This window comes from Larkinella sp. C7, assembly GCF_006149005.1.
Lineage (GTDB): Bacteria > Bacteroidota > Bacteroidia > Cytophagales > Spirosomataceae > Larkinella.
This window is the reverse complement of sequence record NZ_VBSL01000007.1, coordinates 255512-278335: the sequence shown is the minus strand read 5'-3', so window position 1 is coordinate 278335 and position 22824 is coordinate 255512. Positions and strand designations below refer to the sequence as shown.

Sequence of the window (22824 nt, the reverse complement as noted above, 5' to 3'; positions counted from 1 at the left end):
TGAATACGAAAAGGTACCGATTCTTAAATATCGTGGTGCAAAGATTCTTCCAGCATCGGGTGATTTTTGGGAATCAGGTTTGCTTTCGCCAACTGTGCAGATACCGACCATATGAAGGCACAGGCAAAAATCAGGATCATTCCGAACTCGATTGGCCCAAATCCGCCATGCTCTCCCACCGTTCCGGGCATAATATTCGTGTAGAAGTCAAAATAGTGACCAACAAGAATCCCCCAGCAAGCAACTTTCAAAATGATAGGCGTCCGCTTGGCATCCCGTGTCATTAATACCAGGAATGGAAAGACAAAACAAAGGAAGATATTGATGAAAAACGGGGCCTTATAGATACCGCCATACCCACTAAACCGTTCCCGGTAATAAATGGTTTCCTCCGGTAAGTTGGCGTAATAAATTAGCATGAATTGGGCAAACCAGACGTAGGCCCAGAAGATACTGAAGGCAAACATGAACTTACCCAAATCGTGCAAATGGCTTTCGTTAACGGCCTTGAGATAGCCTTTTTCACGCAGACTGACGACCACCAGGGTGATGATAGCCAGACCCGTTACGTGCCAGCTTGCCAGGGTATACCAACCGAACATCGTACTGAACCAGTGCGTATCGATGGACATGATCAAATCCCAGGCTGAGGTCGATGACGTAACCGCAAAAACAACCAGGAAAGCGGTCGAATATTTAATGCTTTTTTCGTAATACTCCGTTCCGCCTTCCAGATCTTCGTCCAGAGAGAACTTACGGACAATCCGCCACAATGCATACCAGGCCACAAAGTAAAAGATCATGCGGCCTACAAAAAATGGCGTATTGAGAAAGCCTTTTTTCCCGGCAATGATCGGATCGTACTCCGGTCCGCCTACTTCATACAGTCCTTCGTGCGTCCAGTGAAACAGATCGTGGCCGGCGACAAAGAAAGTAATCAGCATGATAACACCCGTAATCGGCAAAAAGGCCGGTAAGGCTTCAGGAATGCGTTTAAAAACCGCCGACCAGCCCGCTTGCGCCAGGTAGTTATAAGCGATAAAAAACATCCCAATCACGGCTGCTCCGGTGAAATAAACACTGTTTACCCAGACGTTAGCCCACAAACGGGTTGTCCACTTGTATTCATGATGTCCGCCGGCCGCAGCATGGGCAGCTTCACCATGTGCAGCGTGTCCGGCAGCACCGTGAGCCGCTTCGACGTGTTCGTGTCCGCCACCCCCTTTTGCCGCCAGATAGGCACCAATGCCAACCAGTACAACCCCAGCAATGATTCCGATGGTTAACCGGCGTTTGCTTTCGGCTGTAAATTCAAATTGTTCGTCAAGAGACGGGATTGAATGTGTATGAGCCATTCCTTTGTAAACTATAATGAGTCTTCTATGTACAACTTAACCCCCATTTTGTAATTTCTGGACATAATGCACGATTTTCCAGCGGTCTTCGGGTGTTATCTGAGAACCGTGCGGCCACATCCGGTTTCTACCGTGGGTAATCACGTGAAAGATGTGTCCTTCTTTCATACCCGACATGGAGGCATAATTCGGAACTCCTTTGTATTGGGCAGCCACCAGACCATCGCCTTTGCCGGCTTCACCGTGGCAATGCTGGCAGAAACGGGTGTAATATTCTTTCCCTTCGGCCAGCGTCTTCTCGTTCAGCGGAATGGGGTTAACCAGCGTCCGTTCGGCAATCTCGATGCTATCGGCAGGAATGTTATAAATCATCAGGTCGCTCGTCGTACTGTCACCATCCCCAAACGCCGTATTGTAATTACGCCGGGATACGGTTCCTTTTACGGGCAGCCACAAAGCCGTACCAGTTTTACTATAAGGAGTTTTGAACCCATCTACTTGCTTGTATGGCTCATAACCGACCGGTTCGTACATGTTGGGGGCAAATTGGCTGCCCGGATTGTCGTGACCCCGCTTGCAGGCGGTTATCGTTAGCATGGCGGCTGCCATCACCAGAAGAGAGCGGTTTAGTCGCGTAAACTTCATGTGTCGTCAGTCGGATTAAAATTGTTTTACATTTACTTCTGCCGCACCCGATGCCCGCAAAACCGAGGCAATCTCTACTTCCGATTGCTTGTTTTTGCTGAGATCGATTGCCATCACAAACTTGTTATCCGTACTGCGCAGATCAAACATCAGTGGTTTCACTGTGGGACCTAAACCGTTGGATACCAGAAACGTGCCTACCATGCCAAGCGCCGTGAACAAAACGGTCAACTCAAACATCACCGGTATGTATGCCGGATAGGCGTAGTTATCTTTACCACCGATAATCATGGGCCAGTCGTAGCCCATTGTATAATACGTCAACGACACCATCGTCAGAAAGCCCGTCAGACCAAACAGGAATGCCGCAATCCCGATGCGGGTACGGGGGTGACCTAATGCGACATCAAGCCCGTGAATAGGAAAAGGAGTATAGACTTCGTGAATCCGGACACCCGCGCTTTTGACTTCGGTAACGGCTTTCAGAACGACTTCATCGTCGTCGTAAACGCCTACCAGAAATTTCGCGCTATCGTTATGATGAGACATTGCTATAATAAAATTTGAACCAGTTCTTCAGTTAATGGACTCCCAGTTACTCGACGTTTTTATTGAAGGTCGGGCTTGTCACGCTTTCGCCTTTGGCAACGCCCGATACCGACTTCGGCAGCTTTTCAGATGCCGACCGGATGATGGCCTTCACTTCGAACATGTTGATTACCGGCAGGAATTTGGCAAACAGCAGGAATAGGGTGAAGAACAATCCGAAGGAGAAAATATAATCACCAATGTCGAACATGGTGGGTGAGAACATCGCCCAGCTTGATGGCAGGTAATCGCGGTGCAGTGACGTTACGATAATTACAAACCGTTCGAACCACATCCCGATGTTTACGATGACCGACAACACAAACGTCCACGTCACGCTCCGGCGGATTTTCCGTGACCAGAACAACTGCGGAGAAATAACGTTACAGGTCATCATGGCCCAGTAAGCCCACCAGTATGGACCTAACATCCGGTTCAGGAACGCATACCGTTCGTATTCAACACCTGAATACCAGGCAATAAAGAACTCCGTGATGTAGGCCACCCCTACAATCGAACCTGTGAGCGTGATGATTTTATTCATCGACTCGATGTGCTCGAAGGTAATGTAATCTTCCAGTTTGAAAACGACCCGCGTGATCAGCATCAGGTTCTGCACCATGGCAAAACCGGAGAAGATGGCACCCGCAACGAAGTAGGGCGGGAAGATGGTCGTGTGCCAGCCCGGGATCACCGAGGTAGCAAAGTCCATACTTACAATGGTGTGAACCGAGAGTACAAGTGGCGTCGAGATACCGGCCAGAATCAAGCTGATGTATTCGTAGCGAGCCCAGGTTTTTGCTCCGCCGTTCCAGCCAAGTGAAAAAGCACCGTAGATATAGCGGGATACCTTGCTCGTTGCCCGGTCGCGGATGGTCGCTAAATCCGGCACCAGGCCCATGTACCAGAAAACCAGCGATACGGTGAAATACGTACTGATGGCGAAAACGTCCCAAACCAGCGGTGAGTTGAAGTTTACCCACAACGAACCGAAAGCGTTCGGCAGCGGCAACGCCCAGTAGGCCAGCCAGGGGCGGCCCATGTGCATCAGAATAAAGCTGGCCGCACAAAGAACGGCGAAGATGGTCATGGCTTCAGCCGCCCGGTTGATCGACGTCCGGTATTTCATCCGGAACAACAACAGAATGGCGGAGATCAGCGTACCGGCGTGACCGATACCGACCCACCACACGAAGTTGGTGATGTCCCAGGCCCAGCCTACGGTTTTGTTCAAGCCCCAGACGCCCAGACCTTCCCACCAGGTCCAGAATACGCAACAGGTGCCGTAAATCAATACGACAAACGAAATGACAAAAGCGATTGTCCACTCGCGGGTCGGTTTCCCTTCAACCTGCTTGCAGATGTCTTCCGTCACGTCGGCATATGTCTTGCCCCCGGTTACCAGTGGGGTTCTCACGGGTGATGTAACGTGCATGGTAGTTAATTTTGAATGCTACTAGTTATCAAACTGGAAATACACAATCAGGGGTGACGTTATTCAGCGTGCCCGGCTGCGGCTGCAACGGGTTTGGCTTCTTCATCCTTGTTCCGGATTTTGGTCAGGTAGGAAATCTGCGGTCTCACGTTGATTTCTTCCAGAACCTGAAAAGCCCGGGCTTCATTCTCCTCTTTCAACAGTTTCGAAATCGTGCTTTCCGGATCATTCATATCGCCAAAGATAATGCCACCGGTTGGGCAGGCTTGCGCACAGGCCACCTGGATCTCATCCGGTTTGGGTCTTCTGCGCTCTTTTTTAGCCGTCAGTTTCCCCTCCTGAATGCGTTGCACGCAGAATGAACACTTCTCGATAACTCCCCGCGAACGAACCGTTACATCCGGATTGATGACCATCTTTCCGAGATCGTTGTTGTAGTGGTAGTCGAAATTGTCGTTGTCGAAATATTTGAACCAGTTAAACCGGCGAACTTTATAGGGGCAGTTGTTGGCGCAATACCGGGTTCCCACGCAACGGTTGTAGGTCATCTGGTTCAGACCTTCCGCGCTGTGCGTTGTTGCCAGTACCGGACATACCGTTTCACAGGGCGCATTGGAGCAATGCTGACACAGCATGGGCTGGAAGACGACTTCCGGATTGTTGGAAGCAATTTCCAGACCTTTCCGGTCTTCGGCTTCGGCATCGCTGCTGTAATACCGGTCGATCCGAATCCAGTGCATTTCACGGCGGTTGATGACTTCCTGCCGCCCCACAACCGGGATGTTATTTTCGGCCTGGCAACTCACGACGCACGCGGCACAACCGGTGCAGGAGTTGAGGTCGATGATCATGCCCCAGGAGTGGTTCGTTTTTTCGTAACCTTTCCAGAGCGAAATGTCTGTAGGAGAGACGGGACCTTCTGAGGTGACCACTTTCGGGAAATACCGACCGGCTTTCGGATCTTTTTTGTAAGCCGCTAAGATCGTTTCCTGAATAACCGCCCGGCGACCCATCACGGTATCGTGGGTTTGGGTCTGTGCGATCGTACGGCTTCCGCTGGCTTTGGTAATTTTTACGTCCATGGCGGAAAACAGCAACGAATTTGCCGAAACGGATGCCAGTGGGTAAACATTCTTGCCAATGCCATCAGCCGATTTACCGGCTTTCTCGCGTCCGTATCCAATTGCAATCGAAACCGTACCGTCAGCCTGTCCGGGCTGAACCAGAACCGGCAACTCAACGGCGGGTTTGCCCGTTACTTCAACCGAAACCAGGTCGAACTGCTCGACACCGAGTTCGGTAGCGGTTTTCTGCGACAGACAGGCGTAATTGTCCCAACAGGCTTTTGAAACCGGATCGGGTAGTTCCTGTAACCAGGGATTGTTCGCCATGGCACCAGTTCCAATGCTCACTTTTTCGTAAAGTGACAATTCGAATCCTGTTGCGTTTGGCTTGTATTTTTGAGCAACCCCGGCGACGGCGGCTGCAACGCTTTCGGGTTTGAAAGCGCCGGCTGCGCCCGCTACCGCGGCATTCACTTCCAGAACACCATTGTGCAGCGACTGAATCCAGAACTGGTCGAATGGCAATCCGCTACCGGCTTGCGGATAAATGGATGTCCGCCAGTAGTTTTTGATAAAGTTTTCGTAATTCGGACTCAAACCGGCCCAGGTCAGCAGCGAAACCTGCGGCTGACGGGTTTTAAAGATCGTATTGATCGTCGGCTGGGTCAGGCTATAGAAACCGGCTTTGGGTGACGCATCATCCCACGATTCGAGGTAATGTGACGCCGGGCAGGTGTATTTACAGAGGGAAGCGGTTTCGTCGGAACGGTCGGCAAACGATACCGACAAGCCGATTTTTGGCAGGGCTTCTTTCAATTCAGCACCGCGTGGGTGATCGTAGACCGGGTTGGCTGCGTAGAAAATTGCTCCCTGAATCCGTCCCGCCTTGGCATCGGTGATGAAGGCATTCATGGCCGCATCGTTACCCTGCCGGTAATTGACCGGCCGACTCAGATCGATCGTAACCCCGTAGCTACCCAACAGGTTGTTCAATGCATTGACCAGCACCTGAACATTGGGATCATTTGAACCGGAAACGACCAGAGCGGCACCCCGGGCAGATGCCAGATCGGCAGCGGCTTTGTCCAGATAAGGAACATCCACAGCGGCCGTGCTAACCGGCGCGCCACCCAATTTAGCCGCTACTTTATTGTAGAGCGCGGCCACAACCAGACCTTCCTGCGAAGGTTTAATGGGACTCCGGTAATCGGCGTTGGAACCCGTCATCGACAAACCGGTTTCAAACTGGTAATGCCGTGACATTTCCTTTTTGTTACCAGCATTTGCACCGACTTTACGGGTTGAAATATATTGATCCGTGTATTCTAATGGCGCGATCCAGCTACCCAGAAAGTCGGCACCAACGCTGACGATCGTTTTGGCTTTGCTAAAATCGTAGGAAGGAATCACCGCCTGACCAAACGACGTCTGGTTGGCCTGCACCAATCCAGAGACGGAATTGGCATCATACTGAATGTGCGTAGCCGTTGGGTATTTGGCGATGAAAGCCGCAATAACCGATTTGGTCGACGGACTCAGTAAGGTTGACGAAACGATGCGGATGGCTCCCCCCCGTTGCAACTGACCCAGAATTTCCTTATCAATCGTTGCCCAGTCGCTATCGGCGTCTCCGCGTTTTGGGCCTTTCAGTTTGTCGTTGTCATACAGCGACAAAACGGAAGCCTGAACCCGTGCCGACGTCCCCCCTTTGGTGATGGTCGATGACGTATTTCCTTCAATTTTGATGGGCCGACCTTCGCGGGTCTTCACCAAAACCGGAATATAGTCGCCCCCTTCACTGTAGGTCGATGCATAATAATCGGCAATGCCCGGAAAGGTGCTTTCCGGTTTGTTGATATACGGTATAGCACGGTGAACCGGCGTATCGCAGGCCGCCAGTGTCACGGCGGCCATGCCGAATCCCAATACTTTTAAGAAATCCCGACGGTCACTACCAATACCGTCGACAATACTTCCTGATTCGGTAGATGATTTATCACTATTGGCTTCTGGAAACTCCTTATACGCGTTTTTTACAAAAGATTCGTCGTTTCGTAGCTCTTCCAGTCCCCTCCAATACCGTTTATTTGTACTTTCCATACAGTCCTATTGATTCAGTTCAACTGTTTAATGGGATTCGATGTGATTAATAATGGCATTTTGAACACTCGAGGCCACCAATATTAGCCACTCGCAACGGTTCTTTGCTTCCCTTTTTGTGGAGGGCAACTAATTTATCGTAGTAGGCATTATCCTTCGTAGCAACTTCGGTTTTCCGGTGGCAATCGATACACCAGCCCATCGTCAGGGAAGACCGCTGCTCGACCACTTCCATTTTTTCGATCTCGCCGTGGCAAGTCTGGCATTGCACCTGACCTACATTCGTATGCTGGGCGTGATTGAAATAGGCCAAATCCGGGAGGTTGTGAACACGCACCCATTCCACAGGACGATCTTCTTCGATGGCCTTGTAGATTTTCTGGATTTCCGGTGATTCGCGTTTGATTTCACCGTGGCAGTTCATACAGATATTAGCCGATGGAATGGTGGCCAGCTTCCCCTTGTAAACACTGGTGTGACAGTAGTTACAATTGATCTGGTATTGACCGGCGTGCAGTTTGTGCGAAAACGCGATGGGTTGTTTGGGAGCGTACCCCTGCGAAACGCCGACGCTGTAAAGACCGTCGAAGGTTTGCTTGGTTACTACAAATACAAACAGCCAAAGAACAATGGAGCGCAGGGTGCTGTTGCTGGCGACAGCCGACAGGTTGCTTTTCAGTCGTTGAAAGAATGGCGTCGATTGGGTGCCTTCAGTCCCGGGGGTTGGCGCAACGGCTTTTGACAGAACCGATACCAGAACCAGTAAAACGCCCAGAACCAGCAACATAACGACAAGCAGCGCAACCAGTACGGCCGTAAACAACCCGGATGGGCTTTCACTGGCCGGTGCGGCAGCCTGTGCGGTTCCACCCGGTGCGGCTGTAGCAACCGGTGCTGGAGCACCAGCCGCTTCTACATGCGCCAGGATGTTCCTGATGTCGTCGTCAGACAAATCCGGGAAGCTCTGCATCACCAGCGGCTGATACTTGGCGTACAGTGCCGTGGCATAGGCATCACCACTGGAAATGACAGCTTGTGGATTCTTGATCCACTTGATCAGCCACGCTTCATCCCGGCGGCTTTTGATCCCTTTCAACCCGGGACCGATCACTTTTTCGTCCGTTACGGCGTGGCATTGCTGGCATAAAGTCGAGAATAATTCCTTTCCTTTTGCCGCATCACCACCTGCAGCCGCGGCTTCCTGAGCCACTGACTGATAGCTGCTGAACAGTGCTATCAGTACAATTACTAAAGTACTTATTACACTTCGTGAGTACATTTTAATCAATGAGAAACCGATAAAATCAGTATGCATACCTACTAATTATTTTCCATTAACGCACAAAAGTAGCACAGGAACGGTTTTAATCAAACATCTGCGGTTTGATATTTTACCACGGGATTTTATTTATACTTTGTCTAAGTAACTGGCTTTTTTGTACGATTTAATCACTTTGAACCACCCTCCCATACCTAAATTAATTCTAAAAAAAATGCCATCCAGCAGGCTTTGAACCTCCTCGGATGGCAATTCGTATTAAAATAGTACTTGTATCGAACTGATACAAAGGGAGAGGTCCCGAGCGGATTCGAACCGCTGTAAAAGGTTTTGCAGACCTCTGCCTAGCCACTCGGCCACAGGACCCTTTTTGGTTTCGGAGTTCAGGAATTTAAGGGGTGGGGAGTTCTCCTGAAAGCCCTCCTGAATTCTTAAATTCCCAAACTCCTCGACTGCTATCGTGCCGCAAACTTACTACAATATTCATTCCAGACAGCGCGGCACTTCAAATATTTCAGAACTTATTCTCCTTTCGAAGAACGACCTTCCATTTGCTCTTTCAACGCAGCCAGTGCATCAAGGTCACCAAGCGTAGCCCGCTCCGGTTCTTTGCTGCTGGTGGTCGGTGCTTTGGCAACGGCCTGTCTTTTCTCCGGTTTGCGATCGTCGCCTTTTTCCTGCCACGTTTTTGAGTGTGACAGCATGATGCGTTTTTCGTCCTTCGAAAATTCAATCACTTTGAAGTCAACCGTTTCGCCGACATCAGCCCACGAACCGTCTTCTTTCTGCAAATTTTTCAGGGCCGAGAAACCTTCGATACCGTATGGCAATTCCAGGGTGGCAACTTTATCGTTTTTCGACAGGATCGTACACCGGTGAACTGAACCCGGAGTGAAAACGCTCTCAAACGTATCCCACGGATTTTCTTCCAGTTGTTTGTGACCCAAAGCCAGACGACGGTTGTCAACATCCAGTTCCAGAACGATTACTTCCAGCTCTTCGCCAACTTTGATGAAGTCAGACGGATGCTTGATTTTTTTCGTCCAAGACAGATCCGATACGTGTACCAGACCGTCGATGCCTTCTTCCAGTTCCAGGAACAAACCGAAGTTGGTCAGGTTCCGAACAACCCCTTTGTGCTTGGTACCGATGGCGTATTTCTCCACCAGTTCCGGACGTGACCAGGGGTCAGCCGTCAGTTGCTTGATACCGAGGGACATCTTGCGATCGTTGCGATCCAGCGTCAGTACAACGGCTTCCACTTCGTCACCCACTTTCAGGAAGTCCTGCGGATTGCGAAGATGCTGCGACCACGACATTTCAGAAACGTGGATCAGACCTTCAACACCCGGCATGATTTCGAGGAACGCGCCGTAGTCGGCCACGTTGACAATCCGGCCTTTCACCTTCGAGCCAATCTGCATGCCTTCCTGCAGCGAATCCCAGGGATGCGCCTGGAGTTGCTTCATACCCAGCGAAATCCGCTTTTTGTCTTCGTCGAAATCCAGTACAACGACATTGACTTTCTGATCGAGGTGCAACAGTTCGGATGGATGGCTGATGCGGCCCCACGAAATATCCGTGATATGCAGCAGACCATCGACCCCACCGAGGTCGATGAATACCCCGAAGTTGGTCATGTTCTTGATCACCCCTTCCAGTACCTGACCTTTTTGCAGGTTGTTCAGGATTTGCTGACGTTGTGCTTCAAGATCTTTTTCGATCAGTACTTTGTGTGAAACAACTACGTTATCGTTCGCGTAATTGATTTTCACCACTTTCACTTCCATTTTCTTGCCGACGAACACGTCGAAATCACGAATCGGCTTCACGTCGATCTGCGATCCTGGCAAGAAAGCTTCAATGCTATAAATATCGACAATCAGACCGCCTTTGGTCCGGCGCTTCACGAATCCTTCGATGACCAGGTCTTCGTCCAGAGCACGCTGAATTTTCTGCCAGGCCGTAATGACTTTGGCTTTCTTGCGCGACAACACCAGTTGACCGTTGGGGTCTTCCTGATTTTCTACGTAAACTTCTACTTCATCACCAATTTTCATATCGGGCAAGTCACGGAATTCCGAAGCCGGAACCAGACCATCCGATTTAAAACCAATGTTAAGAATCACTTCCCGGTCAGTAATACCGACAACGGTTCCGATCACTACCTCTTTCTCGTTTACTTGCGCCAGGGTGTTATCGTACAGCTCAGACAGACGATTACGTTCTTCGTCTGAATAACCGCTACCGAAACCCCGGTTGTCTGCCTTATCCCAATCAAAATCAGGCAGTGTTTGCGTTTTGCTCATAAAAGTTTGGTTGTGGCCCATCGATACATCAGCCCCCGGGCCTTCCTGGCTGACTTTTAGTTGATAACATGGAGACACTGCCCCAAAAAAGGAGGTGCAAAAATAGTGAAGTTTTCTGGAAAAACATCCAGGGAAGACAAAAAAATGTCATTTCCCGTCAACGGGGCCGTTGAAGAGCGGATTGCTCAGTACATTTTTTCGCGTTTGGCCAGGAAAGGCACCCACGTTTCTTCGAGCGAGCCGGAAAAGTCGCGCAAAAAGACGAGGAAAGACGGTTTGAAGGGTTTCTGGTACAATTTCATGCCGGCTTCCTCGGGCGTAAGATCGCCTTTCTGGGAGTTGCAGCGTTTACAGGCCGTGATGAGGTTGTCCCAGTTGGTTTTGCCGCCCCTCGATTTGGGCAGAACGTGGTCGAGGGTCAGGTCTTCGAGTTTGCCGCAGTACTGGCACCGGTTTCCGTCGCGTTTAAAAATATTCTGACGATTGAGCATAACCCCCTTGTAAGGAAGGTGTATGTAGCGGTGCAGGCGGATGACGGTGGGAGACGGGTACTCAACGTCCACCGTTCGCAGGACGAAACCCTGAGATTTGGCAACCAGTTCCGCTTTGTTCAGGTAGACCAACAAGAACGCTTTCGGTACAGAACAGATGCCTAATGCGCTATAGTCTTGATTAAGTACCAGGACTTTCCTACCCATAAACAATGTATCTGACTCCTACTTTTTCAAGCAAGTTAATGATATTTCATTATAAATGACAGGTTATTCCCGGAATCGTACGTATTTTTTTAACTACAGCCGACGAGCTTGACCGTCAGGCAACTAAGCATCAAAACTGCTCCCGGCTCATCTCCCGCGAAACATCCCGTTCCTTGATCGAGTCGCGTTTATCGTATAATTTTTTCCCTTTGGCCAGTGCAATCTCCAGTTTGGCAAACCCCCGGTCATTGATAAAAAGCTTGGTTGGAATGATTGTCAACCCCTGATCGGTCAATTTATTGACCAGTCGTTTCAATTCCCGCTTCTGCAACAGCAGTTTCCGGTCGCGCAGCGGCTCGTGGTTATTGTAGGTTCCTTCCGTATACTGCGAAATGTGCATTTGCCGGACATACAACTCTTCTTTGGAAAACAAACAATAGGCATCTCCCAGATTTACTTTTCCCTGCCGAACCGATTTAATTTCGGTGCCTGTAAGCATAATACCGGCGGTAAAAGTCTCCAGAAAAAAATATTCGAAGGAAGCCCGGCGATTTCGGATTTCGATGTGTTTGGCCAGTGTTTTATCAGACATACTTATAGTGTGGTCAATGTGATCATCGGATGACACCCCATTTCTGCTTACCGGAACATTCGCGTGCTGGAAAACAGGTTGGCAAACCGACTTTTAAATGCTAAATCAAAAGTACCGATTTGTAAACAAAAAATACCCCGAAGTAATCTCCGGGGTATCCAATGATTCCTGCATTATAAACATTTTCCTGGCGAAGCCGGTGTTTTAACCGCATCCAAAAAGATACGGCGTACAGCCGAATCACAGCCTCAAGACCCTTCTGTACACACCGGCATTCTCCAGGATATCTTCATTTATACACACCCTGAGCGTGTACCAATCGCTAAAAATTAAAACCTGTCTTTCCAAGCTAATTGCCGTTATTTAGAAAGATTATTACATTGGATGGACCACAATGATTTGTCGATACATACAACATCACCGTACGTTTAACAAATTTTATGCCGTAGTGCATTCAACTCTCTAAAAACCCGGCATGAATCTTTATTTTGTTGAAAAAAGAACATAAAAAAGCTCCACTACCGATTCGGTAGTGGAGCTTTTTTATGTAGACGACAAGTCGTTATTTTTTGGTCTGCTTTTGCTGATACTCTTTGTTTAAGCCGCCAATGATCGATTTGGTAGCATCCAGCGTGGTGTCTGCGAAGAGAATGCCGCCCCCTCTGGAATAGCCCATCACAAAGTCATACTGATTTTGTTTATTGACTTTCTTCAGATAATCATGAATCTGATTGTACAGTTCTTCGTTCTTTTTTTGCTCTTCTTCCGCCAGTTGCTGAACCACCCGGTCACGATAGGCCACCAAATCCTGTTGTTTCTTTTGCAAAGCGGCTTCTGTTGCCCGGCCCTGTTCCATCGTCATCGTTTGGGCCCGTTGCTGAAAGAAAGCCACTTCATTTTGCAGTGAACGTCCCTTGTTGTTCAATTCATTGTCAAGCTGAAACCGTTTGCTTTCCAGCACTTTCCGGGTGTCTTTAAAATATTCATAATTGGTCAGCAGGGAGTCGACGTTGACATAAACCGTCTTGCGGACCGGCGCCGATTTCGTTGTACTGGCAGAAACCGGTTCTGTAGTGTTTTTGTCAGAGAAGTGCAGGTAGTATAAAACTGCTACAGCAACCGCCAGTACGGCGTTCAAAACAAGGGATGCGTTTTTCACAAGAAACAGTTAATTAATGGATTAATGATTTTACAAAGGTACGATTTACTCGTTATGTAGCAATCTGATGCAGCTCTGCGGAGCATTCATTCCGGTTTGGCCCTAAAAACCGCACGGACCTGACGGCCCGCCAAACCCGCCAGGCCGCCTGTCAAACCGCCCAGCAGGGGCGTGATGAGGAGCAGAAAAACCGGCGTCTTCGTTTTTAAAAAAAGCTCCGCCATTCGACCCGTCAGAATACCGTCCGTTTGCAGATGGATCAGGAGTGCATAGACGAACCAGACCACCGCAATTCCTAAAAAACCGGCACCAAAGGCCCGCCAGCCGGTTTTGCTACGCCAGAAACAAACCCCAAACGTCACCAGGGCAATACTCCACCACGGCAAAAACAACTGCGCGACGGCACTTAACAACGCGATTAACAAAAAGGGCAGCATGGTTTTAACGGGTCAGTTGAAGCGTCGATTGAATGCGTGGACTTTTTTCGGTTATCGATTTTAAATAAAGCAGTTCATACAAGTCTCCTTTCCGCCAGGTTTCGAGCATGTTCAGGTAGTAGGGGCTACCGGGATTGCCGGATTGTCCACCCGGAAAAACACCGTAGGCCCGGACGTTGGGGCCCGTTTGGACAATCATTCGCCACGACGGCCCGGCCCGGCGCCCGGCCGCGTTGACGATGCCGCGTCCTCCGCCAATCTGCACATTCAACGCGCTGAAGGCATCCAGACCCGGAATCAGGTGCCGGACAGAAGTCCCTTTATGACCCGCCCAGGCCCAGGTTTTCCCCAACGGCCCGTGCTGTTTCACCAGCGAATCTACCGTGGCCCGAAAGCTGCTGGTAACAACTTCCTGAATCGTTTCTTGGCGGTTTGGCGTCTGCACGTTGTCAAACCAGCGGGAAGTGGGTTCTTCGGTGACGAGTTGCAGTGTGCGGTCGGTATTCGGATACCGCAAGGGCCGATTGGCGTTATCCGGAAAATCGTCGGCCCAGATCCCGGCTTCCAGACGGCTGATCCAATCCATGAAAATGGTGCCGGCAACCGATGCCGTATCCTGCTGGTAGTTCCACTGGCGGACGGTTTTCAACGCCTGCTTTTGCGGATCGGAAAGATCTTTTTCCTGAATATACGGCAGGAGAACCGGCAGAAATTTGGAAGCCTGATGGTTATACACATCATTTTGTAGATGACGCAGGCTGTCCACCGTCACGTTTTGCATTGCTGTCAGCCGTTGGTTGATCCGCATGCCCCGGTCGGTCGTTTCAAACTCCCAGTTGATGTAATAGGGATAGGTTGGATCGGTCGACGATTGGTTGGCCGAACTGACAAATCCCCTCGGCGGGTTTTTCACGCGGGGATTCTGAGCCGCCGGAATCCAGCCCTGCCAGTCGTTCGCGGCCCTGGTTCCGTCGAGCAAAAACTTGCCCTGATCGCGCCATTTTAACGGAAACCGCCCATTAGGCGAAATCGCGATGTCTTTGGCCGCATTGGCAAAGACGAAATTCTGTGCCGGAGCTACGTAATACGACAAGGCCGTTACATAATCGTCGTAGGTTTTGGCCCGGTTTAGCAAATAGAACGTCTTGACGCCATTGTCGACCTCGTGGGCAATCCAGCGAGCGGCATAGCCCGTAGGAATGTTGTTTCGAAACGGTTTGTCTTCCGGCAAATAAACCACCGGGCCGTGGTGGGTATATAATACGGTGTCGATAACCGCCGGTTTTCCTTTTACCCGAATGGTTTCAACCCGCCGACGAACCGGTTTCCACTTTCCGTCGTGCCAGTATTCCTGCCGCTGGTTATCCCGAAAACGAATCCTGTAAAAATCCAGCACATCGGCCCCGACGTTGGTAACGCCCCAGGCCACGTCCTTGTTAAAACCGATGATGACGCCGGGCGCGCCGGGCAATGACACGCCGTAGACGTTCATCGTGGGCGTTACGAGCTGAACCTGATACCAGATGGAAGGCAAACTCAGCGTCAGGTGCGGGTCATTCGCCAGAATCGGGTAGCCCGTGGCGGTTTTCTCCGGACCGACGGCCCAGTTGTTGCTGCCAATCCCCGGATCATGCGACTGCCAGTTCAGCGCGACGCTGCTATCGGTTTCAGTATTCGGGGGCGGATTGGGCAATTTGACCGGTTCAAAGTCCCAGCGTGTGCCGACCGGTATGATGGGATCTTCTTTAAAAGGATAATCCGGAAACAAATTGGCCGTCAGGGCCGGACCGAGTTGCTGCCGGATGTTGGTCATCATCAGATCGTCGGCACCCGCGGCCAGTGTCTGGGTCATCTGCTTGAGGAGAAACGCTACTTTGATGGGCGTCCACGGTTCGGGAGCGTAGCCCAGCAACTTGTATTCAATGGGGTAATCAGCCGGTTTCAATTGGTTGATGTACGCATTGATGCCCGTTGTGTAAGCATCCAGCACCGATTTGGAAACCGGGTCATTCGACATGCCTTCCAGCGATTTTTCAGCCCCGTAGGCCATGCCCAGCCGCCGGTTGTAGCGGTCGAGTTCGACCGCACGATCACCGATTAGCTCCGAAATCCGTCCGGCAGCCGCGTGGGTTTGAAATTCCATCTGCCACAAGCGGTCGCGGGCCGTTGCATAACCCTGGGCAAAATAAGCGTCGTAGTCATTTTTGGCAAAAATGTGCGGAACATGCAGATCGTCAAACAAAATGGTCACCTCTTCTTTCGCACCTTTGACGGATATTGTTTGTTCCGAAGACTGACCAACGGTTTCGGCATTCTGCCAGAATCCCTCAAATGGACTCAGCAAACGGCCCAGGGCCGGAACACTGCCCCAGGGTTGATTGAGTGCAACTGTTACACCGATGGAAATAAATAGACTCAACAGGGCTTTGAAAACTTTCATACAGGGAACGGCATGTGCCGGATCGGTCACAAAGAAAATTTATTCTTGCTTTTATACCAATAAAAGAGCCTGAACTCCCGGTTTTTTCAACGGTGGCAGTTTACGAAATCTAACGAACAATGTCCACCGAATCAGGTTATGAAGCAAAGTTCTTCTAAATGCAACATTTTTAGTAAGTTTGAATCAGAATTACCACTCCACGTATGACCCTGCTGAATACGACATTGAAATGGCTGCTGCTCCGGCGAGTGCCGCGCATCAAGGCTATGATGGCGCACCCAGGCGAGGTTCAGCAGGCGGTTTTTCAGCAGCTCATCAGCAAAGGCCGTCATACGCAATGGGGCCGTCAACACCACTACGATTCCATCCGCACCGTCCGCGAGTACCAGGAACGGGTGCCGGTTTCCTCCTACGAAGACCTGTTTCCGTATATTGAGCGGACGATGAAGGGTGAGCAGAAACTGCTGTGGCCCTCCCGCATTCACTGGTTTTCCAAATCGTCGGGCACGACCAACGCCCGCAGCAAATTCATTCCGGTTTCGCAGGAGTCGCTGGACGAAAGCCATTTTCGGGGTGGAAAAGACATGATGGCGCTCTACGTTGCCAACAATCCGGAAAGCAAAGCCTTCGAGGGGAAAGGGCTGTCGATTGGTGGTAGTCTACACGAAAATCCGTATGGTCAGCACGGCTACGCGGGCGATGTGTCGGCGGTGGTCATGAAAAACCTGCCGCCCTGGGCGCAGTACATCCGCACCCCGCCCATCGAAGTGGCGCTGATGGACAAGTGGGAAGAAAAAATTGACCGGATGGCCGAAATTGCCGCCCGCGAAAACGTGACGAGTATTCTGGGCGTTCCGACCTGGGCGCTGGTTTTGCTGGAAAAAGTACTGGCCATAACCGGCAAGCAGAATATTCTGGAAGTATGGCCCAATTTTGAAGTTTTTATCCACGGTGCCGTGGCTTTCCAGCCCTATCGGGAGTTGTTTTCCAACGAAGTTTTTCCTTCCAACGACACCCGCTACCTTGAAATCTACAATGCTTCGGAAGGTTTTTTTGCGATTCAGGACGATCTGAAGCGGATCGGCGAAATGCTGATCATGCTGGACTACGGTATTTTCTACGAGTTTGTGCCGATAGAAGATGCCGACAAGCCTTTTCCAAAAGCCCTGACCATCGAGGAAGTTGAACTGAACAAGAATTATGCGCTGGTAATTACCACCAACGGTGGACTCTGGCGATACCGCGTCGGCGATACCGTGCGGTTTACCTCAAAATACCCCTTCCGGCTAAAAGTCAGTGGCCGGACCAAGCATTTTATCAATGCCTTCGGGGAAGAAGTAATCATTGAAAACGCCGAAAACGCCATTACCCAAGCCTGCGCAGTAACCGGTGCTACCGTGAGTGATTATACCGCCGGGCCGGTTTACATGGGCAGCGGTACCAACGGCCGACACGAATGGATCATCGAGTTTTCGAGCGAACCTGCTAATTTCGATACGTTCCGCAAGGTACTCGACCAGACGCTCCGGCAGGTCAACTCCGACTACGACGCCAAGCGGTATAACGACATGGTATTACATCCGCCCATCGTTCATGCCGTTCCGCGGGGGACCTTCTACGAATGGATGAAAACCCGGGGCAAGCTGGGTGGTCAGCATAAAGTGCCGCGCCTGAGCAATAGCCGGGAGTATCTGGACGATATTCTGGGCCGTTTGACAACGCTCTCCTGACAAGCCCGTCTTTTTAGCTGAACGAAGCGATTCCGGCCGTTGTTCTTCCAATGAAGTCTGTCTAATTTTGCCCGAATGAAATCCTTCAACATCCCGGAGTATTACCGCAGTACCATCATCAGCCCGCTGAAAGAACTTCGGCGGAAACGCGATAAACTCAAGCGCGATTTTACGCCCACGGTTCTTGATTTTGGTCCGGTTCGCTTCCTCATTGCCCGGCATTTTGGGTTTTGCTACGGTGTGGAAAACGCCATTGAAATTGCCTACAAAGCCATCGCTGAAAATACCGGAAAACGCATTTTTCTGCTCAGTGAAATGATTCACAATCCGGATGTGAACCGGGATTTGCAGGAACGCGGGGTGCAGTTTATCATGGAAACCTCGGGGAAACAGATCATTCCGTGGGAGGAATTGCGGAAGGACGATGTCGTGGTGATTCCGGCGTTTGGCACGACCATCGAAATTCAGCAGCAACTGACCGGCATCGGCCTGAATGTCGAGCAATACGATACAACCTGCCCCTTTGTCGAAAAAGTGTGGAACAAAGCCACGCAAATCGGGCAGAAAGACTATACCGTGGTGGTTCACGGCAAACCGTCGCATGAAGAAACCCGCGCTACGTTTTCGCACAGCAAGGAATCGGCGCCGACCGTGGTGGTGAAAGACATGGCGCAGGCGCAACGGCTGGCGACGTACCTCACCGGAGAGTCGACCAAAGAAGCGTTTTATGCCGAATTTGACGGTCAGTTTTCGCCCGGTTTCGATCCCGAACGGGATTTGCAGCGCATCGGTGTTGTCAATCAAACCACCATGCTGGCGTCGGATACACAGCAGATTGCCGATTTCCTGAAAACCGTCATGATCCGTCACTACCGTCTGCAGCCGGACGAAGTAGACAGTCGCTTTGCCAATACCCGCGATACGCTTTGTTACGCGACCAACGACAACCAAGATTCGACCTACGCCCTGCTGACGCATCCCGCCGATTTTACGATTGTTGCAGGTGGCTACAACAGTTCCAATACGTTGCACATCGTGGAGTTGTGCGAAGAAAAACTGCCGACGTATTTCATTGAAACCGAACAGAAAATTCTGTCGCGGGAGTTGATCCGGCATTTTAACCTGCATTCGAAACAGGAAATAATTACCGAAAACTTTCTCCCGGATCAAAAACCGGTCACGGTTCTACTGACCTGCGGAGCGTCATGCCCCGACGCCGTGGTGGAAGGTATTCTTCTCAAGATCGTCTCCTTTTTTGCCGATGCCCGCCCGATTGACGCCGTCATGGCGGAAGTCGAACGGCAGTTTGCTTCCTGAAATCCGGCACGAAATCGCCATAAATGTCCTGAAATGACAGTAAAAAGCACACCAACCTTCCTTTGCATTGCCTAAAAGGTGATTACCGAATACACCCGTTTTACAGGGCTCACTGAGGCAAACCCGCAGAAACAAGACCAGATCATAACCAATCAACCCTTATGTACACCATTGGCATCAACACGTTTTTATTTACATCGCCTTTCACGAACGAAAGCGTGAAGTGGTTTTCAAAATTTGCGGAATGGGGCTTCGATACCGTCGAAATCGGTTTGGAAGAACCCTGGAACGTCGATCCTCAGTTGGTAAAACAGGCGTTGGCTGATGCCGGGTTAGGTTGCAAAACGGTTTGTGCGGCCATGGGTCCGGACCGGGACTTTCGCGGGGACGACGAGCAGCAGCAAACGGCGATGACGTATCTGAAAGCGCTGCTGGATTTCATGGAAATCATTGGCGCCGAAATGCTGGTCGGGCCGTTGTATTCAAGTGTTGGACGCGCTGAAGCCACGCCAAAAGACGTGTATAAGGAACAGGAGAAAACCGTTGTCGGGCATTTGAAAGAACTGGCGGCTTACGCTGCGGGCAAAGGGTTGAAAATTGCCCTCGAACCACTCAATCGCTTCGAAACCGACTTTATCAACACCGCCGATCAGGCCATTCACCTGGCGGATTTGGTTGGTAACGACGCCGTTCGGTTGCACCTGGACACGTTCCACATGAACATCGAGGAGAAATTTCAGGCTGAAGCCATTCGCAAAGCCGGTTCACGGCTGGAATTGCTGCACAGTTGCGGTTGCGACCGGGGTATTCCGGGCAATGATCACATCGATTGGCCCTCCATTGGTCAGGCTCTGAAAGACATTGATTTTAAAGGCCAACTGGTCATCGAATCGTTTACACCCGAGGTGAAAGCCATTGCCAAAGCCGCAGCCATCTGGCGCGACATCGAAGCCTCCGGCGAAGACATTGCCGTAAAGGGGTTGGCGTTTTTGAAGACGGTTTAACCAAGCTTAATCACTGATAATAAACAACTTAACGCAACCAATAAATCTCACAGTTCGCGTTAAGCTATCAACTTATCAATGTAAAATGACGAATGCTAAATGTAAAAGTGTAGGGAGCTTAACTACTTTTACATTTAGCATTCGTCATTTTACATTGATAAGTTTCTCTCTTTTATTCCTCCGGAACCCGCACATTGACCTGACTTGGCACGCTTTCGTTGTGCAACCGGTCGAGTGACGTAATCAGGTACACATACCGTCCATCGGCTTCGGCGGTTCGGTCAATAAACCGGGTGGTTCGCTCGCCCACGCAAATCGCCAGAATGTGAGTCGGATCTTCCGTATTCACCTTGTCTTTCCGGTCAAAACGATACACCACATAATACCGGGCCTTGTCGCCGTCTGGCGCCGGGCCGGGCTCCTGCCAGAGCAGTTCGACCCCCTCGGACGTAGGCCGGGCTTTCAGGTCTTTGGGCGAAAGGGGCGGCTCGGGATCTTTCCAGGGCATCGGCGGGATCAGCGCCGGATACCGGTAGAAATTCGTCAGCAACGTATCACGAACGCCATTCAGGTTATCCGTCAGGGATTTGGAGCTAAAGAAAATGCTGCCATGAATCTGGCTGAACTGCCGGTTGTAGTTCAGTTGGGTCGTCATCTCGTTCGGATCGTTCCAGGCGCGGTCACGCGGGGTAGAGCGGTTGATCCGAAAGGCGCCCTGGCCAATGTAGAGGTGCCGGTTAAAACCGTTCTTGATCCACCAGTCGACCAAAAGCCGGTACGGAACCTTCTGAAAATCTGTACTAAAATACACTTGTGGCGCAATGTAGTCGATCCAGCCTTCCCGAATCCATTTGCGGGTGTCGGCATACAGATCGAAGTAGGATGTTAAACCGCCCGTCGTGAGCGAGCCTTCGGGGTCCTGGCTGCTGTTTTTCCAGACCCCAAACGGACTAACGCCAAACTTCACATACGGTTTCAGGGCCTGAATTGAATCCCGGAGTTGGTGAATCAATTGGTTGATGTTTTCCCGACGCCAGTTCGCCAGGTTCATGCCGTTGAAATACGTTTTATAGGTCACTTCGTCATGGATAACTTGTCCGGCAATTCCGTACGGATAGAAATAATCGTCAAAGTGAATACCGTCGACATCGTAATTGCGGACAATGTTGGTCACAATACCGGTCACATAATTGCGGACTTCGGGCAAACCCAGGTTGAATAGTTTCCTGCCACCGTATTGCAGCATCCATTCCGGCCGACGGAAACTGATGTGATCGGGGGTAACGCTCGAATTTTTACTGAATGTGGCCCGGTCGAGGTTAAACCAGGCGTGAAATTCCATGCCACGGTCGTGGGTTTCCCGGATCATAAATTCCAGCGGATCGTAGAAAGGCACCGGGGCGCGACCCTGCTGGCCCGTCAGCCAGAACGACCAGGGTTCGGTGCTTTTGGCGTAAAAAGCATCGGCTGCCGCCCGGATCTGCACCACCACGGCGTTGATGCCCGCCCGTTGGTGCTGGTCGAGCAGGGCAATGAATTCGGCCTGCTGATTCTCGGCTGGTAACCCCCGCACACTTGGCCAGTCGATATTGTCTACCGTGGCAATCCAAACCGCCCGAAACTCCCGCTTTGGCGGAAGCTGGGCAATCGCGTCAGACGTTTCCCAAAAAATGCAGACGAAAAAGACGAAGAAAGCCCGGTAATGAAAGCGCATGCGCACGAGATTGGTCAGAAAAGATGATGCTCAAAGATACGGAAGAACCCTCTCCCCTTTCAAACTTTGTTACCGATCAGTTTATTGCCTTGCCGCTGTTGCCGTCCCTTGCATTGGGGCTCTTCCTTTTTGGATTTAATGAAGACGATTGCTTTTTTTGGGGAAGCCTTTTTAGAAAACCGCCCCTGTATCCACAAAATATTATTTGGAAAAAATTTAGGAACGGTTAATATTAATGTTGAACAGTATTTGGTATAACTATTGTATACAGTAATTTTGTAGCTAAAATTGGGCCGCAAAACCAATCATTATTTTACATTTTAGTAAATAATCCATATTTTTTTATAAAAATAAAAGGATTGTGGTTAATTTTGCGTGATCTCATATTGGTTGGATAAAGTTTTAAGGTCATCACTATTATGTCAGGAATCAAACTCGATCAGATTGATCGGAAAGTATTAGAAATTCTACAGACAAACGCTAAAATCACCAATGCTCAACTGTCGAAGGAAATCGGTTTGTCCCCCGCACCCACCCTTGAGCGCGTCAAAAAACTGGAAACATCGGGCATCATTCAGAGCTACCACGCTCAACTGAACCGGGACCGGGTTGGCTTGGGCGTTACGACGTTTGTGCAGGTTTCGCTGGTCGGTCACAAGAAGCAGGTAACCGAATCGTTTGTCAATGCCGTGAAGGGAATTCCGGAAATTATCGAATGCCACCACATCACGGGTTCCGGCGATTTTCTGTTGAAAGTCATCGCCAAAGACATTGCCTCGTATCAGGTTCTGATGCTGGAAAAAATCAACGAAATCGAGGAAGTCGCCAGCACCCAAACCATGGTAATTCTGTCGACGTTTAAAGAAAGTAAAGTGCTTCCGATCCCCTGAAAAAAAATATCGAACACTAAATGTTGAATAACGAATATCGAAGCAGCTCCGCACGCTTTTAGACTTCA

Annotated in this window: 18 protein-coding genes and 1 tRNA gene; 5 read left to right on the top strand and 14 right to left on the bottom strand. The window is 50.4% G+C overall.

Features of this window, described 5'->3' with window-relative positions; translation table 11 throughout:
• Nucleotides 1–23: 23 nt before the first annotated feature.
• The 13 genes from FH871_RS19440 to FH871_RS19380 all read right to left on the bottom strand — a co-directional run bounded on the left by FH871_RS19440 (nt 24) and on the right by FH871_RS19380 (nt 16101).
• On the bottom strand, nt 24–1355 hold the full coding sequence (locus tag FH871_RS19440) for a quinol:cytochrome C oxidoreductase (RefSeq protein ID WP_138993057.1): 1332 nt from the start codon (nt 1353–1355) through the stop codon (nt 24–26).
• Nucleotides 1356–1391: 36 nt separating this feature from the next.
• Complete coding sequence (locus FH871_RS19435) at nt 1392–2000, bottom strand: cytochrome c (RefSeq protein WP_114406435.1); 609 nt, start codon at nt 1998–2000, stop codon at nt 1392–1394.
• A gap of 15 nt (nt 2001–2015) precedes the next feature.
• Complete coding sequence (locus FH871_RS19430; RefSeq protein ID WP_138993056.1) at nt 2016–2549, bottom strand: DUF3341 domain-containing protein; 534 nt, start codon at nt 2547–2549, stop codon at nt 2016–2018.
• A gap of 46 nt (nt 2550–2595) precedes the next feature.
• Entirely contained in the window at nt 2596–4023 is a 1428-nt protein-coding gene (gene nrfD, locus FH871_RS19425) for an NrfD/PsrC family molybdoenzyme membrane anchor subunit (protein WP_114406437.1), read from the bottom strand.
• 59 nt (nt 4024–4082) lie between these two features.
• Entirely contained in the window at nt 4083–7187 is a 3105-nt protein-coding gene (locus FH871_RS19420; RefSeq protein ID WP_138993055.1) for a TAT-variant-translocated molybdopterin oxidoreductase, read from the bottom strand.
• Between the two features lie 46 nt (nt 7188–7233).
• Nucleotides 7234–8397 carry a c-type cytochrome gene (locus tag FH871_RS19415; protein ID WP_306439245.1) on the bottom strand — a complete coding sequence of 388 codons (1164 nt, stop codon included), beginning with the start codon at nt 8395–8397 and terminating at the stop codon, nt 7234–7236.
• Between the two features lie 364 nt (nt 8398–8761).
• Nucleotides 8762–8832, bottom strand: a tRNA-Cys gene (locus tag FH871_RS19410).
• A 155-nt stretch (nt 8833–8987) separates the two neighbouring features.
• Nucleotides 8988–10775, bottom strand: coding sequence for a 30S ribosomal protein S1 (gene rpsA / locus FH871_RS19405; RefSeq protein ID WP_114406514.1), 1788 nt, complete (start codon nt 10773–10775; stop codon nt 8988–8990).
• 185 nt (nt 10776–10960) lie between these two features.
• The gene (locus tag FH871_RS19400) at nt 10961–11473 is read right to left on the bottom strand and encodes an HNH endonuclease (protein ID WP_138993053.1); all 513 of its coding nucleotides are present in this window, start codon (nt 11471–11473) and stop codon (nt 10961–10963) included.
• 130 nt (nt 11474–11603) lie between these two features.
• On the bottom strand, nt 11604–12065 hold the full coding sequence (gene smpB, locus FH871_RS19395; RefSeq protein ID WP_138993052.1) for an SsrA-binding protein SmpB: 462 nt from the start codon (nt 12063–12065) through the stop codon (nt 11604–11606).
• Nucleotides 12066–12627: 562 nt separating this feature from the next.
• Nucleotides 12628–13224 carry an OmpH family outer membrane protein gene (locus FH871_RS19390; RefSeq protein ID WP_138993051.1) on the bottom strand — a complete coding sequence of 199 codons (597 nt, stop codon included), beginning with the start codon at nt 13222–13224 and terminating at the stop codon, nt 12628–12630.
• Between the two features lie 86 nt (nt 13225–13310).
• Nucleotides 13311–13661: a hypothetical protein gene (locus FH871_RS19385; RefSeq protein ID WP_138993050.1), complete on the bottom strand. Its 351-nt coding sequence runs from the start codon at nt 13659–13661 to the stop codon at nt 13311–13313.
• A gap of 4 nt (nt 13662–13665) precedes the next feature.
• Nucleotides 13666–16101, bottom strand: a complete 2436-nt coding sequence (locus tag FH871_RS19380; RefSeq protein WP_138993049.1) for a penicillin acylase family protein — start codon at nt 16099–16101, stop codon at nt 13666–13668.
• Nucleotides 16102–16304: 203 nt separating this feature from the next.
• Between FH871_RS19380 and FH871_RS19375 the strand changes: the two genes are divergently transcribed.
• From FH871_RS19375 to FH871_RS19365, 3 genes are all read left to right on the top strand, one after another.
• Entirely contained in the window at nt 16305–17831 is a 1527-nt protein-coding gene (locus FH871_RS19375) for a GH3 auxin-responsive promoter family protein (RefSeq protein WP_138993048.1), read from the top strand.
• Nucleotides 17832–17906: 75 nt separating this feature from the next.
• Nucleotides 17907–19148 carry a 4-hydroxy-3-methylbut-2-enyl diphosphate reductase gene (locus tag FH871_RS19370; RefSeq protein WP_138993047.1) on the top strand — a complete coding sequence of 414 codons (1242 nt, stop codon included), beginning with the start codon at nt 17907–17909 and terminating at the stop codon, nt 19146–19148.
• Between the two features lie 161 nt (nt 19149–19309).
• Complete coding sequence (locus FH871_RS19365; protein WP_138993046.1) at nt 19310–20152, top strand: sugar phosphate isomerase/epimerase; 843 nt, start codon at nt 19310–19312, stop codon at nt 20150–20152.
• A gap of 172 nt (nt 20153–20324) precedes the next feature.
• Here the strand turns inward: FH871_RS19365 and FH871_RS19360 are convergent, their stop codons facing one another.
• The gene (locus tag FH871_RS19360; protein WP_138993045.1) at nt 20325–21866 is read right to left on the bottom strand and encodes a glycoside hydrolase family 10 protein; all 1542 of its coding nucleotides are present in this window, start codon (nt 21864–21866) and stop codon (nt 20325–20327) included.
• A gap of 23 nt (nt 21867–21889) precedes the next feature.
• Here FH871_RS19360 and FH871_RS19355 point away from each other — a divergent pair, with 23 nt between their 5' ends.
• The gene (locus FH871_RS19355; RefSeq protein ID WP_138993044.1) at nt 21890–22096 is read left to right on the top strand and encodes a hypothetical protein; all 207 of its coding nucleotides are present in this window, start codon (nt 21890–21892) and stop codon (nt 22094–22096) included.
• Between the two features lie 189 nt (nt 22097–22285).
• On the top strand, nt 22286–22756 hold the full coding sequence (locus FH871_RS19350) for an Lrp/AsnC family transcriptional regulator (RefSeq protein WP_114406450.1): 471 nt from the start codon (nt 22286–22288) through the stop codon (nt 22754–22756).
• Nucleotides 22757–22824: the final 68 nt, after the last annotated feature.